Origin of the sequence: Tahibacter aquaticus, from assembly GCF_004363655.1 — a bacterium.
Lineage (GTDB): Bacteria > Pseudomonadota > Gammaproteobacteria > Xanthomonadales > Rhodanobacteraceae > Tahibacter > Tahibacter aquaticus.
On the sequence record NZ_SNZH01000006.1, the window covers coordinates 341854 to 356814 of the forward strand.

9 protein-coding genes are annotated in these 14961 nt (G+C 65.6%); 7 read left to right on the top strand and 2 right to left on the bottom strand.

The window, feature by feature from the left end:
* The first annotated feature begins 549 nt into the window (after window positions 1-549).
* From DFR29_RS12170 to lpxK, 7 genes are all read left to right on the top strand, one after another.
* Complete coding sequence (locus DFR29_RS12170) at window positions 550-1752, top strand: efflux RND transporter periplasmic adaptor subunit (RefSeq protein WP_166654045.1); 1203 nt, start codon at window positions 550-552, stop codon at window positions 1750-1752.
* A complete protein-coding gene (locus tag DFR29_RS12175) occupies window positions 1749-5048 on the top strand; it encodes an efflux RND transporter permease subunit (protein ID WP_133818870.1) in 3300 nt (1099 codons plus the stop codon). The genes DFR29_RS12170 and DFR29_RS12175 overlap by 4 nt, the downstream gene beginning before the upstream one ends.
* Window positions 5045-8122: an efflux RND transporter permease subunit gene (locus DFR29_RS12180; protein WP_133818871.1), complete on the top strand. Its 3078-nt coding sequence runs from the start codon at window positions 5045-5047 to the stop codon at window positions 8120-8122. Before DFR29_RS12175 ends, DFR29_RS12180 begins: the two co-directional genes overlap by 4 nt.
* 342 nt (window positions 8123-8464) lie before the next feature.
* Window positions 8465-9127: a MotA/TolQ/ExbB proton channel family protein gene (locus tag DFR29_RS12185; protein WP_243746028.1), complete on the top strand. Its 663-nt coding sequence runs from the start codon at window positions 8465-8467 to the stop codon at window positions 9125-9127.
* The gene (locus DFR29_RS12190; protein WP_133818872.1) at window positions 9124-9552 is read left to right on the top strand and encodes an ExbD/TolR family protein; all 429 of its coding nucleotides are present in this window, start codon (window positions 9124-9126) and stop codon (window positions 9550-9552) included. Before DFR29_RS12185 ends, DFR29_RS12190 begins: the two co-directional genes overlap by 4 nt.
* The gene (gene msbA / locus DFR29_RS12195; protein ID WP_133818873.1) at window positions 9549-11306 is read left to right on the top strand and encodes a lipid A export permease/ATP-binding protein MsbA; all 1758 of its coding nucleotides are present in this window, start codon (window positions 9549-9551) and stop codon (window positions 11304-11306) included. The genes DFR29_RS12190 and msbA overlap by 4 nt, the downstream gene beginning before the upstream one ends.
* The gene (gene lpxK, locus DFR29_RS12200; protein WP_133818874.1) at window positions 11306-12283 is read left to right on the top strand and encodes a tetraacyldisaccharide 4'-kinase; all 978 of its coding nucleotides are present in this window, start codon (window positions 11306-11308) and stop codon (window positions 12281-12283) included. The genes msbA and lpxK overlap by 1 nt, the downstream gene beginning before the upstream one ends.
* 19 nt (window positions 12284-12302) lie before the next feature.
* Here lpxK and DFR29_RS12205 read toward each other — a convergent pair whose 3' ends face one another.
* Both DFR29_RS12205 and azu read right to left on the bottom strand, forming a co-directional pair.
* Window positions 12303-14426, bottom strand: a complete 2124-nt coding sequence (locus tag DFR29_RS12205) for a TonB-dependent receptor family protein (RefSeq protein ID WP_133818875.1) — start codon at window positions 14424-14426, stop codon at window positions 12303-12305.
* Window positions 14426-14875 carry an azurin gene (gene azu / locus DFR29_RS12210; RefSeq protein ID WP_133818876.1) on the bottom strand — a complete coding sequence of 150 codons (450 nt, stop codon included), beginning with the start codon at window positions 14873-14875 and terminating at the stop codon, window positions 14426-14428. Before azu ends, DFR29_RS12205 begins: the two co-directional genes overlap by 1 nt.
* Window positions 14876-14961: the final 86 nt, after the last annotated feature.

Sequence of the window (14961 nt, forward strand, 5' to 3'; positions counted from 1 at the left end):
CTGGCTGGTAAAGCCGCAAGTATAGCCTGATCGATCCGTATCGGCGAAGCGGCCTCGGCGTCGCCTGACAGCTATCGGTACCAGGCAGAGTGCTGTGCGGTTCTCCAATGTGCCGAGCTTCCAGAGCGGAGCCGGGTTTTGCTGTCGATGGTCGAGCCTCCTTGGGTCAAGGGGCGACGAGTGATCGCCCATAACCGCAGGTTCGGATCAATCTGAACGCCCCACCGGTCAGGCGGACAACCACTTGCAACGCAAGGGTTTGGCCAGGTTGTGGAGACAGGCAGGTCGGCACAGGAGCGATTCGCTGAACGGCTGGCCTGATGCCCAATGACTACCGGCTCAAGCCAACGTCACCGCCTTCACGCAGACTGCACACACGCCGCGGAGGGCAAACCCGGTGCATCCTTTCTCGCCTTGACCGCATCCATACAGCCGTGAACGTATTGTCACGCATAGTGATGTAGTCTAGTATAACACCACAATACCAGCACACGGGCAGCCGCCATGTCTCGCCACCTCCGCCATTCCGCCGCTCAGGGAAGAATTGGAATGACACGTAATATTTTGATTATATTGATTATTTATTTTCTCGCCGGATGTGGTGGCAAGGGCGGAGGCGACAAGGACAAGGCGCCGGAAACGGCCCTGGTTCCGGTCGAAGCGGTTACGGCCGCGGCCCGTCCCATCGATGCCAGCTATTCCGGTACCGCGACGCTGGAAGCCGACCGCGAGGCAGATGTCGTCGCCAAGACCGGCGGCGTATTGCTCAAGCTGATGGTCGAGGAAGGCAATGTCGTGCATCAGGGCCAGATACTGGCCCGGCTGGACGATGCGAGTCCGCGCCTGAGCCTGGCCAAGGTCGAGGCGACCTTGCGCAAGCTGGAAGCCGACTACCGCCGCGCCGACGAAATGTTCGGCAAGAAGCTGCTCTCGCTGGAAGAGCACGACAAGATCAAGTTCGACCTGGACAACCAGCGCGCTGCCCACGATCTGGCCAAGCTGGAGCTGTCGTATACCCAGGTCGTCGCTCCGATCGACGGTGTCATCGGCAAGCGCATGGTCAAGGAAGGCAATCTGATCCAGATCAACCAGCCGCTGTTCCATATCGTCGACTTCGACCCGCTGCTGGGCATACTCAATGTGCCGGAGCGCGAGCTCAACACGCTCAAGCCGGATCAGCCTGTCAGCCTGGTGGTCGACGCCTTGCCCGGGCGTCGCTTTCCCGGCGTGATCGAGCGCGTCAGCCCGGTGGTGGAAGCCGCCAGCGGTACTTTCCGTGTCACCTGCCGCTTCAAGGCGGATGCGCAGACGCTCAAGCCCGGCATGTTCGGCCGCATCGACGTGATCTACGACCGCAAACAGGACGCACTGGCGATTCCGCGCGGAGCGCTGATCGAAGAGGATGGCGAAACCGCGGTCTTCCTCATTGTCGACGCGCCGCCGGCTGCAGCGTCCACGACCCATGCCAAGGACGCTACCAAGACCGATGCGACGCCCGCGGCGAAAACCGAAGCCGCCGCGACCGACGCCAAGCCCGCTCCGGGCGTGCCTGCCCTGCAGGCGCAGCGCCGCGTGGTCAGGGTCGGTTTCGCCGACAGCGAATACGTCGAAGTGCGCGAAGGGCTCAAGAGCGGCGACCGGGTGATCACCGTCGGCCGCAATGCCGTGCGTGACGGCACCCTGGTGCAGGTGCTCGACGGCGATGCACCGCCGCCTGCGAGCAGCGTGCCGGTCGCGGAGAAAACCCAATGAGCATCGTCGATATTGCCACGCGCCGGCGCGTGACCGTGTTCATGTTCACCCTCACCTTCGTGCTGTTCGGCATCATTGCCCTGTTCGGTCTCAAGGTGAACCTGCTGCCTGATCTTTCCTATCCCACCTTGACCGTGCGCACCGAATACGAAGGCGCAGCACCGCTGGAAATCGAAAACCTGGTGACCCAGCCGGTGGAAGAAGTGCTGGGCGTGGTCAAGAACGTGCGCAAGCTGCACTCGGTGTCGCGCACCGGCCAGTCCGACGTGATCCTCGAGTTCACCTGGGGCACGGACATGGACATGGCCAGCCTGGAGGCGCGCGACAAACTGGAATTGTTGCAATTGCCGCTCGAGGCGAAGAAGCCACTGCTGCTGCGCTTCAATCCGTCGACCGATCCGATCATCCGCTACGGCCTGTCCGGCAAGGCCGATGACAAAGGCTTCAACGAGGCCGAACTCAAGCAGTTGCGCCGCTTCGCCGACGACGAGCTGAAAAAACGCCTGGAACCGATTGCCGGCGTCGCTGCGGTCAAGGTCGGCGGCGGCCTGGAAGATGAAGTCGCTGTCGACATCGACCAGCAGAAATTGTCCCAGCTTGGTATCGGCGTCGGCGACGTGGTGCAGCGCCTGAAAGACGAGAACGTGAATATCTCCGGCGGCCGCATCGAGGAAGGCTCGCAGCGCTATCTGGTGCGCACCATCAACCAGTTCGCCAACGTGGACGAGATGCGCGAGCTGCTGGTGAAAGTGGACAAGGGCGTGCCGATCCGGCTGAAGGATGTCGCCCACGTACACCAGAGCTACAAGGAGCGCGAAGGCATTGTGCGCATCGACGGCCGCGAGGCGATCGAGCTGGCCGTCTACAAGGAAGGCGATGCGAATACGGTCAGCGTCGCCACCGGCATCAAGGCCGCGGTGGAGCAGATGCGCAAGAACAACCTGCTGCCGCCCAGTGCCGAGCTGAAGGTGATCGACGACCAGTCGCTGTTCATCGGCGCCGCCCTGCACGAAGTGCGCTTCGATGCGCTGCTCGGCGGCCTGCTTGCCATCCTGGTGATCTTCTTCTTCCTGCAGGACAGCTGGAGCACCTTCATCATTTCGCTGTCGCTGCCGGTGTCGCTGATCACCACGTTCTTCTTCATGGGCCAGGCCGATCTCAGCCTCAACGTGATGTCGCTGGGCGGGCTCGCGCTGGCCACCGGCATGGTGGTGGACGATTCCATCGTGGTGCTGGAAAACATCGCGCGCCTGCGGGAAAAAGGCCTGTCCATCGTCGATGCGGCCATACAGGGCACCAAGGAAGTCGGCATGGCGGTGACCGCCTCCACGCTGACCACGGTCGCCGTGTTCTTCCCGCTGGTATTCGTACAGGGCGTGGCCGGCCAGCTGTTCCGCGACCAGGCATTGACCATCACCTTCGCCATGCTGATCTCGCTGGTCGTGTCCATGACCCTGATCCCGATGCTGGCCTCGCTGCAGGGCCAGTCGCCGCTGGCCTACCGGGAAGAACTGGAGAACGACAAGCCGCAGGGCTTTTTCGGCGCGATACCGCGCGGCTTCGCCTGGTTGGTACTCACCGTGTTCCGCGGCGTCGGCGGCGTGATCGGTAAAGTGTTGCGCGGCGTCGGCAATATCGTGCTGCTGCCGTACAACCGCCTCGCTGCCGGCTATACGCGCATGCTGCCGCGGGTGATCGCCAAGCCCTGGGCGGTGCTGGCTTTCGCCCTGGCCGCGTTCGTCGGCACCTTGGCGCTGGTGCCTACCCTGGGCATGGACTTGATTCCGCAGCTGGCCCAGGGCCGCTTCGAAATGACGGTCAAGCTGCCGCCCGGCACGCCGCTGGCCGACAGCGACAGCCTCGCGCGGGAATTGCAGCTCAAGCATGCGGGCGATCCGAATATCGACTCGATCTACGGCGTGTCCGGCGTAGGCACGCGGCTGGATGCGAATCCGACCGAGTCCGGCGAGAACATCGCGCGCCTGCTGGTGGCGCTCAAGCCTACGGCTGGCGAAGCCGGCGAGCGCGCCGCGATGGACGCGCTGCGCAAGACCATGACCACGCATCCGGGCGGCGAAGTGAAATTTTCCCGTCCGCAACTTTTCAGCTTCTCCACGCCGCTGGAGATCGAAATCCGCGGCTATGACCTGGAAACGCTGAAAAAGGCTGGCCAGAAGCTCACTGCGCTGATGAAGGCGTCGCCACGTTTCAGCGACATCAAGTCCACCGTCGAGAGCGGCTATCCGGAAGTGCAGATCCGCTTCGACCAGGATCGCGCCGCCGCGCTGGGCCTGACCACGCGCGCCATCGCCGACCAGATCGTGCGCAAGGTGCGCGGCGAAGTGGCCACGCGCTACAACTTCCGCGACCGCAAGATCGACGTGCTGGTACGCGCACTGGAATCCGACCGCGCCAGTGTCGAGGACATCCGCAACCTGATCGTCAACTCGGCCGAGATCGCCGCGGCGACGGCGGCTGCCGCCACGGCAGGTACGCCCGTGGTCACGATCAAGCCGGTCCGCCTGTCGGCCGTGGCCGACGTCGTCGCGACTGAAGGCCCCAGCGAAATCCATCGCGTGAGCCAGGAACGCGTCGCTATCGTCGGTTCCAACCTGGCCTACGGCAACCTGTCCAGCGCGGTGCAGGAAGTGCGCGACATCCTGGCGAAGAATCCGCTCGCCGCCGGCGTATCGGTGAATATCGGCGGGCAGAGCGAAGAACTCGATTCGTCGGTCAACTCGCTGATCTTCGCGTTGGCGCTGGCGATCTTCCTGGTCTACCTGGTGATGGCCTCGCAGTTCGAATCGCTGCTGCATCCGTTCGTGATCATGTTCTCCATCCCGCTGGCCGCGGTCGGTGCGGTGCTGGCGCTGAAACTGACCGGCAACGCCATCAGCGTGGTCGTGTTCATCGGCCTGATCATGCTGGTCGGCATCGTGGTGAAGAACGCGATCGTGCTGATCGACCGCGTCAACCAGCTGCGCGAGCACGGCGTGGCCAAGCGCGACGCCATCGTTCAAGGCGCCGAGTCGCGCCTGCGCCCCATCGTCATGACCACGCTGTGTACCCTGATCGGCTTCCTGCCGCTGGCCATCGGCCTGGGCGATGGTGCCGAAGTGCGCGCGCCGATGGCCATCACCGTGATCGGCGGCCTGCTGGTGTCCACCTTGCTGACCCTGGTGGTGATTCCCATCGTGTACGACCGGCTGGATTTCCGCGGCGACGCCTGGTTCCGTGCCCGCGCCGAACGCCAGTCCGCGCGCCAGGCATCGTCGACGCTGGAGCACACGCCATGAACCTGGCCGAGCTGAGCCTCAAGCGGCCGGTCACCGTCATGATGTTCTTCGTCTCGATGATGGTGATCGGCCTGATTGCGGCGGTACGCCTGCCGCTGGAAAAATTCCCCGACATCGAGTTCCCGTTCCTGTTCGTCGACGTGCCGTATCCGGGGTCGACACCGGCGGAAGTCGAGCGTGTGCTGGCCAGGCCGATCGAGGAAGCCCTGTCCACGGTGCCGGGCATACAGCGCATGCAGTCGACCTCGCGCGCCGACGGCGTGCAGATCTTCATCCAGTTCAAATGGGGCAACAAGGTCGCGATCAAGGCGGTGGAAGCGCGCGAGAAGATCGACGCCATCCGCAAAGATCTGCCGTCCGACCTGCAGCGCTACCAGGTGTTGAAATTCTCGGCGTCGGATCAACCGCTGCTGCAGCTGCGCGTGGCCAGCGACATCGACATGTCCAACTCCTACGAGCTGCTCGACCGGCGCGCCAAGCGGCCGCTGGAAAAGCTGCCCGGCGTGGCCCGCGTCGACCTGCAGGGCGTATCGCCGCCGGAGCTGCAGATCGAGCTGTCGTCCGACCGCATCGCCGCCAGCGGCGTCGGCCTGAATGAGCTGTTCGCGCAATTGTCCAAGGCGAATTTCTCGGTCTCCGCCGGGCAGATCCTCGACGGCGCGACGCGTTACCGCGTACAGCCCCAGGGCGAGTGGAAGAACCTCGACGATGCGCGCAATCTCGTCATCAACGACCGCGGCCTCAAGCTCGGCGACATCGCCACGGTCTCGCTCAAGCCCGAGCGGCTGGACTATATGCGCCGCCTGGACAAGCGCCCGGCCATCGGCATCGATATCTACAAGGAACGCAATGCCAACCTGGTCGAAGTCGGCCGGCTGGTGAAGGAAGAGGTCGAGCGCATCAAGCAGTCGCCGGAAATGCGCGGCATCGACGTCTATGCTCTGGAAGACCAGGCCAGCGCGGTGACCTCGTCGCTGTACGAGCTGAGCGAAGCCGGCGTGATCGGCACGCTGCTGTCGGTGCTGGTGCTGTTCTACTTCCTGCGCGACTGGCATTCCACCCTGATGGTGTCGCTGGCGATTCCGATCTGCTTCGTCATGACCCTGGGCTGCATGTACTTCTTCGGCATCACCCTCAACATCCTCTCGATGATGGGCCTGCTGCTGGCCGTGGGCATGCTGGTGGACAATGCCGTCGTGGTGGTGGAAAGCATTTATCAGTATCGGGAAAAGTATCCTGACAAACCCTGGTATTGCGCGGTACAGGGCACCCAGGCCGTCGGCGTGGCGATCGCCGCGGGCACCTTCGCCAGCATCGTGGTGTTCCTGCCGAACATCTTCGGCGCGAAGAACCAGATAAGCATCTTCCTGACCCAGGTCGCCGTGGCCATGTCGATCGCCCACCTGGCCTCGTGGCTGGTCGCGGTCACCCTGGTGCCTATGCTGTCGGCGCGCCTGCCGACGCCGAAGTTCGTCGGCCGCAAGACCCTGGTCACGCGCCTGCAGACCGGCTACGCGAACCTGATCGGCTGGACCTTGCGCCATCGCATCCTCACCGCGGCCGGCGTGGTGCTGATGAGCGTGATCAGCGTCATCGGGCCGATGATGCACACCAAGTTCGACATGTTCCCGGCGGGCGAGGGCGCTACCCTGCGCCTGCAGTACGACCTGAACGGCCTGTACCGGCTGGAGGAACTGAAGAAGTCGATCGGCAAGATCGAGGACTACCTGCTCGACAACAAGGACAAGTTCGACATCAAGTCGGTCTACAGCTATGCCAACGAGCGCGGCGATGCCATGACCAACGTGATCCTGGTTGATGCCAAGCAGCTCAAGCGCAGCTCCAGCGAGATCATGGAAGACATCCGCAAGGACATGCCGAAGATTCCCGTCGGCAAGGCCACCTTCGACAACAACGGCGGCGGCAGCAGCGGCGAAGGCCTGCGCATTTCCCTGGTTGGCGATTCCATGGACCAGCTGCACGAGCTGTCGCAGGCGGTGATTCCGGTGCTTTCCCGCGTAACCGGGCTGCGCGACGTGCGCACGGCCGAGCGCACCGGCGACCGCGAAGTCGCCGTGCGCGTGGATCGCGAGCGGGCCAAGTCGTACGGTTTTTCCGCCACCGAAGTGGCCAGCTACGTCGGCATTGCCCTGCGTGGCGCGCCATTGCGCGAGTTCCGCAACGGCGATACGGAAATTCCGGTATGGCTGCGCTTCCAGGGCGCCGACACGCAAAGCGTCGCCGGCATGTCCGATTTCAAGCTGCGCCGTGCCGACGGCACGCTGGTGCCGCTGCTGTCCCTGGTCGACGTACGCACCCAGGATGCGGCATCGGCCATCCAGCGCGACGGCCGCCAGACCTCGCTGCCCATCGTGGCCAATCTCGCGCCGGGCACTACCCAGGAAGACGCGCGCAAGGCGATCGAGTCGGCGATGAAATCGGTCAGCCTGCCGGCGGGCTATCGCTGGACCTTCGGGCGCAGCTTCGACGAATCCGACGAAGCCGGCCAGCAGATGCTGCTGAATACCTTGCTCGCGCTGGTGCTCGTCTACGTCGTGATGTGTGCGATGTTCGAATCGCTGGTGTTCCCGGCGGCGATCCTGACGACCTTCCTGTTCTCCATCTTCGGCGTGTTCTGGCTGTTCTGGCTGACCGGGACTACGTTCTCGATCATGGCCTCGATCGGCGTGCTGATTCTGATGGGCGTGGTGGTGAACAACGGCATCGTCATGATCGTGCACGTGAACCAGCTGCGGCACGCGGGCATGCCGCGCTTCGAGGCGCTGGTCGAAGGGGCGCGCGACCGCCTGCGACCGATCCTGATGACCATGGGCACGGCCATTCTCGGCATGGTGCCGCTGTGCATCAGCAGCACCGAGATGGGCGGTGACGGTCCGCCGTACTACCCGATGGCGCGGGCCATCGCCGGTGGCCTGGTGTTCTCCACCGGCGTGACCTTGCTGGCACTGCCGGTGATCTATTCGCAGCTCGACGATATGCGCATGTGGGTGAGCCGCGTATTCCGCGACGCGCGCAGCGGGCAGATCCGGCGCCGGCCGGCGCCGGAGGTTTAGACGACGGGTCTTGACGCCATCGCCGTCAAGCCTGCCGGGACCTTGAGTGCCCCAAGCCGTCAGCCCCCCTTGGTTCTGACGGTCTGGCTTCCACCGCTGAAGGACATTCCGTAAAGCGCGGTTCCGGCAGCCATCTGCTGTGGCCGCAACTCGCTTTCCTCCTCAAGGGGAAGGCCGGGATGGGGATGGTGTCGGCCTCGGCCCCGCCGCCACAGGGCCCGAAGCCTCAACCCCGCCGTACGCGACACGCCCCGCACAAGCCCCGCCGGATTCGCTGCTATGATCTGCCCGATCGGCGCGCCGGGGTGCGCCGCGTTCCCAAAGTTATCGGAGTGATTGCGCGTGTTAGAGATTCTGATGGCCGGTGGCTGGGCGATGGTGCCCATCCTGATCTGTTCTGCGGTGGCCCTGGCCATCATCCTCGAACGATTCTGGTCGCTGCGGCAGAAGTCCGTCAGTCCGCCGGAGCTGGGCGAGCAGGTGCGCACCTGGGCGCGCACGCGCAAGCTCGATCCGTCGCACATCGATACCTTGAGCAAGAACTCGCCGCTGGGCGAACTGCTCGCCGCGGCGCTGTCGGTACGTAACCGCCCGCGCGAAATCATCAAGGAACGCATCGAAGATGCCGGCCGCCATGTCGTGCATCGTCTGGAGCGCTATCTCAACACCCTGGGCACCATCGCCCTGATCTCGCCGCTGCTGGGCCTGCTCGGCACCGTCATCGGCCTGATCCGCATGTTCCTTGCCGTGATGGTGCACGGCATCGGCAATGCCCAGCAGATGGCCGGCGGCATCGGCGAAGCGCTGGTCTGTACCGCGACCGGCCTGGTCGTGGCGGTGCCGGCGTATATCTTCCATCGCTATTTCCGTTCGCGCGTTTCCGGCCTGGTCGTGGTGATGGAAAAGGAAGCCATTGCGCTGCTCGACGAACTCTCGGCGCAACAGCTCGATCCGAATGCCGCCGCCGCTGCAGTACGCCCCGTGCGCGCAGGCACGCCTGCATGAAGCTCGGTGCGCGTCGCGACGACGATTTCGAGATCAACGTGATCCCGTTGATCGACGTGATGCTTACGCTGTTGATGTTCTTCGTGCTCACGGCCACGTTCGACCAGACCGCGCGGCTCAAGGTCGCTCTGCCGCAGGCCAGCGAAGCGGCCGAGGCCGAGCCCGAGACCGGCCTGACCATCCAGGTCGACAGCGACGGGCGCTATTTCATCGACAACAACGAAATTCTCAATCCCAGCGTGGATACGCTCAAAGACGTGCTGAACCAGATCGCCGGCGATGACCGCTCGCGTCCGGTGATGATCCGCGCCGATGCGCAGACACCGCACCAGGCCGTGGTGACGGCGATGGACGCGCTGGGCCAGGTCGGCTTCACACGCCTTTCCATTGCCACGACGCCGTCGAAGGAAGCGCCGAAAAAGTGAGCGCTGCAGCGCCGGCATCGGCGGCCGCCACCTATCGCCGCCTGCTGCAGTATTCGGCGCGTCACTGGCCCATCGCCAGCCTGGCCCTGCTTGGCATGGCGGTGGACGCCGGCGCTACCGCGGCGTTCACCTGGCTGATCCAGCCCATGCTGGACGACCTGTTCGTGCACCGCGATGCCAACACCATTTTCTGGATGCCCATCGTCATCGTGCTGCTGTTCCTGCTGCGCGGCGTGGCGACCTGGCTGACCGACTACGGTACCGCGCGCATCGGCCGCGGCGTGGTGCATCGCCTGCGCGAGCAGGTGTTCGCCCGCTACCTCGGCATGCCGGCTGCGTATTTCGACCGCGAGCCTTCGGGCCAGATGATCGCGCGCATCACCTACACGGTGGAGCAGGTGGCCCAGGCCAGTACCGAAGCGGTCAAGGTGATGATCCTCGACAGTCTCACCGTGCTGGGCATGCTCGCGGTCATGCTCTGGTACGGACCGCGCCTGACCCTGGCCCTGTTCGTCATGGCGCCGCTGATCGCCGCGCTGGTCTGGGTGGTCGGCCGGCGCTACCGGCGCATCAGCCGCAACATCCAGCACTCGGTCGGCTCGGTCACCGGCATTGTGGAAGAAATCGTCGGCGGCCAGCGCGAAGTGAAGGTCTACGGCGGGCGCGAGTACGAACAGCAGCGCTTCGCCGAAATCAACGAACACAATCGCCGCCTCAACCTGAAGGTGGCCTCGACCAATGCCCTGTCCACCTCGCTGGTGCAGATCATCGCCGCCACGGCGCTGGCGGCGGTGGTGTTCTTCGCCACGCGGCCGAGCATGCTGTCGAGCATGAGCGCCGGCGCCTTCATGGCGCTGATCACCGCGATGCTGGCCATGCTGCCCTCGCTCAAGCGCCTGACCACGGTCCAGGCGATGATGCAGCGCGGCGTGGCGGCGGCGCAGGATCTGTTCGCCATTGTCGACGCCACGCCCGAAACCGACAGCGGCACTGCCCAGATCGATCGCAGCCGCGGCGAGATCGAACTGGCCGGCCTCAGCCTGCGCTATCCCCAGGCTGCCAGCGACGCGCTGTCGAACATCGACCTGGTCTGCCCGGCGGGCAAGGTCACTGCCCTGGTCGGCCGTTCCGGCAGCGGCAAGAGCAGCCTGGCGGCGCTGATTCCGCGCTTCTACGAGCCCAGCGCCGGCGTAGTCCGCCTCGACGGCCGGCCGCTCAACGAATGGACGCTGGATTCGCTGCGCCGGCAGATCGCCCTGGTCAGTCAACATGTGGTTTTGTTCAACGATTCCATAGCGCGCAATATCGCTTATGGCGCACTGGGCAGTGCCAGCCGCGAACAGATCCTCGCCGCGGCCGAGGCCGCCAACGCACTGGAATTCATCCAGCGCCTGCCGCAGGGGTTGGATAGCATGGTCGGCGAGGGCGGGGCATTGCTGTCCGGTGGCCAGCGCCAGCGCATTGCCATCGCCCGGGCCATCCTCAAGAACGCGCCCATCCTGATCCTTGACGAAGCCACCAGCGCGCTGGATACCGAATCCGAGCGGCTGATCCAGGACGCCCTGGGCCGCCTCATGCGCGAGCGGACCACCCTGGTGATCGCCCATCGTCTTTCCACCATCGAACATGCCGACCAGATCGTCGTGCTCGATCACGGCCGCATCGTCGAGACCGGCCGCCACGAGGCACTGATCGCCCGCGACGGCCACTACGCGGCGCTGCACCGCATGCAGTTCCACGACGCCCCGGCCTGATGCCGGCGCGGCGCGAACGCATCTGGTACCAGGGCCAGGCCGTGCCCTGGTCCTGGCGTGTGCTGGCGCGGCTGTACGGCGCCGTCACTGCGCTGCGGCGCGCGGCATACCGGCGCGGCTGGCTGCGCTCGTTCGCCGTGGACAAACCCGTCGTCGTGGTCGGCAATATCAGCGTCGGCGGCACCGGCAAGACACCGCTGACCATTGCCCTGGTGCGCGCCCTGGACGCGCGCGGCCTGCGCGCCGGCGTGGTCAGCCGCGGCTACGGCGGCACGGCACGCGGGCCGCTGCTGCTCGATGCACAGTCGACGGCCGGGCAGGTCGGCGACGAGCCCTTGCTGATCCAGCGCCTCAGCGGTGCGCCCGTCGTGGTCGGGCGTGATCGCGTCGCTGCGGCGCAGATGCTGCTGCAATCGGCCGACATCGACGTGATCCTGGCCGACGACGGTCTGCAGCATTATCGCCTGCGCCGCAAAGTGGAAATCTGCGTCATCGACGGTGCACGCCGCTTCGGCAACCGGCGGCTGCTGCCGGCCGGCCCCCTGCGCGAGCCGCTGCAGCGCCTGGACAGCGTCGATTTCCGCGTCTGCAACGGCGGCATGGCCCATGCCGATGAAGTACAGCTGCGCCTGCGCGACAGCGGCGCCCGCCGCCTGCTCGATGTGGCCGAGCCGGTGGCGCTGGAGCACTTCGCCCATCGCCGCGTGCACGCGGTTGCCGGCATCGGCAATCCGGCGCGTTTCTTCGACAGCCTGCGCGCCTGCCGCATCGAGGTGATCGAGCATGCCTTCGCCGACCACCATCTGTTCCAGCCGCAGGATCTCGCCTTCGGCGACGACCTGCCGCTGCTGATGACCGAGAAAGACGCGATCAAATGCCGCGACTTCGCCCAGCCGCACTGGTGGCAGGTGGCGGTTGAGGCGCAATTGCCGGCGGCGTTTCTCGATACCCTGGCCGCGCGCATTCGCGCGCCCTGAACGTGTCGCCGACGGCGGCTCAGTCGTCGTTCCAGTCCCAGCGCAGACCGAGCAGCCAGGTGCGATCCGGCCCGGGCTCGAAATAGCGCGCATTGCCTTCGTTGACGATGACCGAGCCGATATGGCGCTGGTCCAGCGCGTTGTTCAGGCGCGCAAACGCATGCAGGCGGCTTTGCCCCAGGCGCCAGTCGCGGCTGGCTTCGAGATTCAGCAGGGCATGGCCGGGCGCGCTTTCGCTGCCCAGGTCGTTGACCGTGACTGGCCCCAGCGCCAGCACCTGCGCCGCCGCGGCATAGGCACCACCGCGCCACTGCATGCGGCCGGCAAACTGGTCGCGGGCGATGCCGGGAATGCGCGTGCCGGCAGGCACTACGGCTGCTGGCGTTGTGCAGCCGGCGCTGGTGCAGATGGCGAAACCGTCGACGAATGTCGCCTGTAACCGCGTATAGGCCAGATCGAGCTGCCAGGCGCTGGCCAGCGGCAGCGTCGCCGCCATCTCCAGGCCTTCGCGCCGGCTGCGGCCGGCATTGCGGAAGCTGCTGCGGCCGCCGACATTGCGCGCCACAGCCAGTTCGTCGTCGCTGTCGGCGCGGAACAGCGCGGCTTCCAGCGTAGCGCCGCCGCAGCTGCGCCACTTTGCGCCAATTTCCACAGTGCGGCTGCGTGACGGCTGCAGGTCCAGCGCCAGCCCGGCGCCTCCGTCGGCGCGGTAGCTCAGCTCGTTGAAGGTCGGTGTCTCGAAGCCGCGGCCGGCCGAGGCGTAGACCCGCCAGTTTTCCGCCGGCGCGAACAGCAGGCCGGCGACCGGCGTCGTCTGTGCATAGTCCACCTTTCCACTATCGTCGGGATTGGACGCAGTGACATAAGCATCGTCCGAGTCGAAACGCACGCGGCTGTGGCGCAGGCCGGCCAGCAGCGACCAGCGCGGCGCGAACTGCCACCAGGCCTGCAGGTACTCGTCGCTATTGCGCGTGTCGTTGATTTCGTCGCGACGCAATCTGCCGCGTACGCCCAGCGTGCTGCCGATGAAGTTCTCGTAGCCGCGGCGCTGCTGTTCCTGCCGGTCGGCACTGAACCCGGCACTCAGCTCGAACGGCCGCCTGGCCAGTTCGCCCTGCCAGGACCAGCGCAGGTCCGCGCCGCCGTAGTCGCCCTGCAGATCGACAACGCCGCCGGCGCTAAGCGGATTGGCCTGCGCGCTGGCCGGCACGGCGAGAAACTGTTCGACCGCGCGACGGCCCGCATAGGCCATCGCGCGCAGGCTGTGGCCCTGGCCCAGTGGCTGCGTATAGACAAGGCCGAGCTGGTTCTGCAGCGCCGATTTGCGCGTGTTGTACTGCGTCGCCACGGCAGTGGCCCGGCGTGGATCGGCCAGCGCTTCGGCGCGCGACAGACCCAGCGGATCCTGCGCATCGGGCGCATCGAAGCGGTTCGCCACCAAATCCAGCCGGCCTTGCTCGCCCACGCCCAGGCCGAGCTTGAGATTGAACGACTGGCGCCGCGATTCGCTGTGCTCGCGATAGCCGTCGCTGTCGGCGACCGATGCGGCGACGTGATAGCCGACGCGCGCATTGCCACCGCGCAGTCCTGCGCCGATCACGTTGTTGCCGTAACTGCCGTTGCTGAACTGTACCCGCCCCTGCGTCGGCGCCGTGCCGTCGGCGCTGAAGATCTGCACCACGCCGCCGGAGGAATTGCCGTACAGCGCCGAGAACGGCCCGCGCATCACTTCGATACGCTCGCCGCCGAACAGGCTGAAATGCGAAATCTGGCCCTGGCCGTCGGGCATGGTCGCGGGAATGCCGTCGGCATACAGGCGCAGCCCGCGCACGCCGAAGGTCGCGCGGGCACCGAAGCCGCGTATCGACAATTGCGTGTCCTGGGCATTGTTCTGCCGGTCGCGGGCGAGCAGGCCGGGGATGCCGGCGAACACCTCGGCGGCATTCGCGTTGCTGCGTTCGGGGCCGCTGTCCAGGTCGATCACGCTGATCGAGGCGGGCGTGTCGAAACTGCTCACACCTTCGAGCCGCGTCGAGTACACCTCGACACGTTCCAGCACATCGGCCTCGTCGTCGGCCTGCGCCTGCAGCGCGGCCAGACCGCCGAGCAGGCACAGCGACGGCCAGCTGCGGCGAGCGCGCATCAGTTCACCACCAGCTTGCCTTTCATCATCGACCAGTGCCCGGGAAACGAGCAGAAGAAGGTGTAATCGCCGCCTTTCTTCAGTTTCGCAGTGGAGAACGTGACCGACGCGACTTCACCGCCGCCGATCACCGGCGTATGCGCAATCACGCGCGCATCGCCCTTGGGCAGATAGCTGTCGGCCAGTTCGGCCGTGGCCGCGGCAGCCGTCAGGGCGTCGAGGTTCGCGCTTTCCGCCAGCACCCAGTTATGCCCCATGATTTCCGCGGCCAGCGTGCCGCTGTGCTTCAGCGTGAGCTTGACCTGCGTGCAGCCGGCGGGAACAACCAGTTCGGCCACGTTGAAAGCCATCGCATCGTTGCCTTCGATGGCCAGCGCACAGGGCGGCGCGGCGTGTGTGGTGGCAGTAGCCAGCAGAGCGCCGGCAACGACAATGCAACGGAACAGCATGGAATTTCCTCGCTTCGCGGCGCGCCGCGCGTTCAAAAGGTGGGGCGAAAGTCAGCACGCTCCGCGTGTACCTGACGTACACGCGG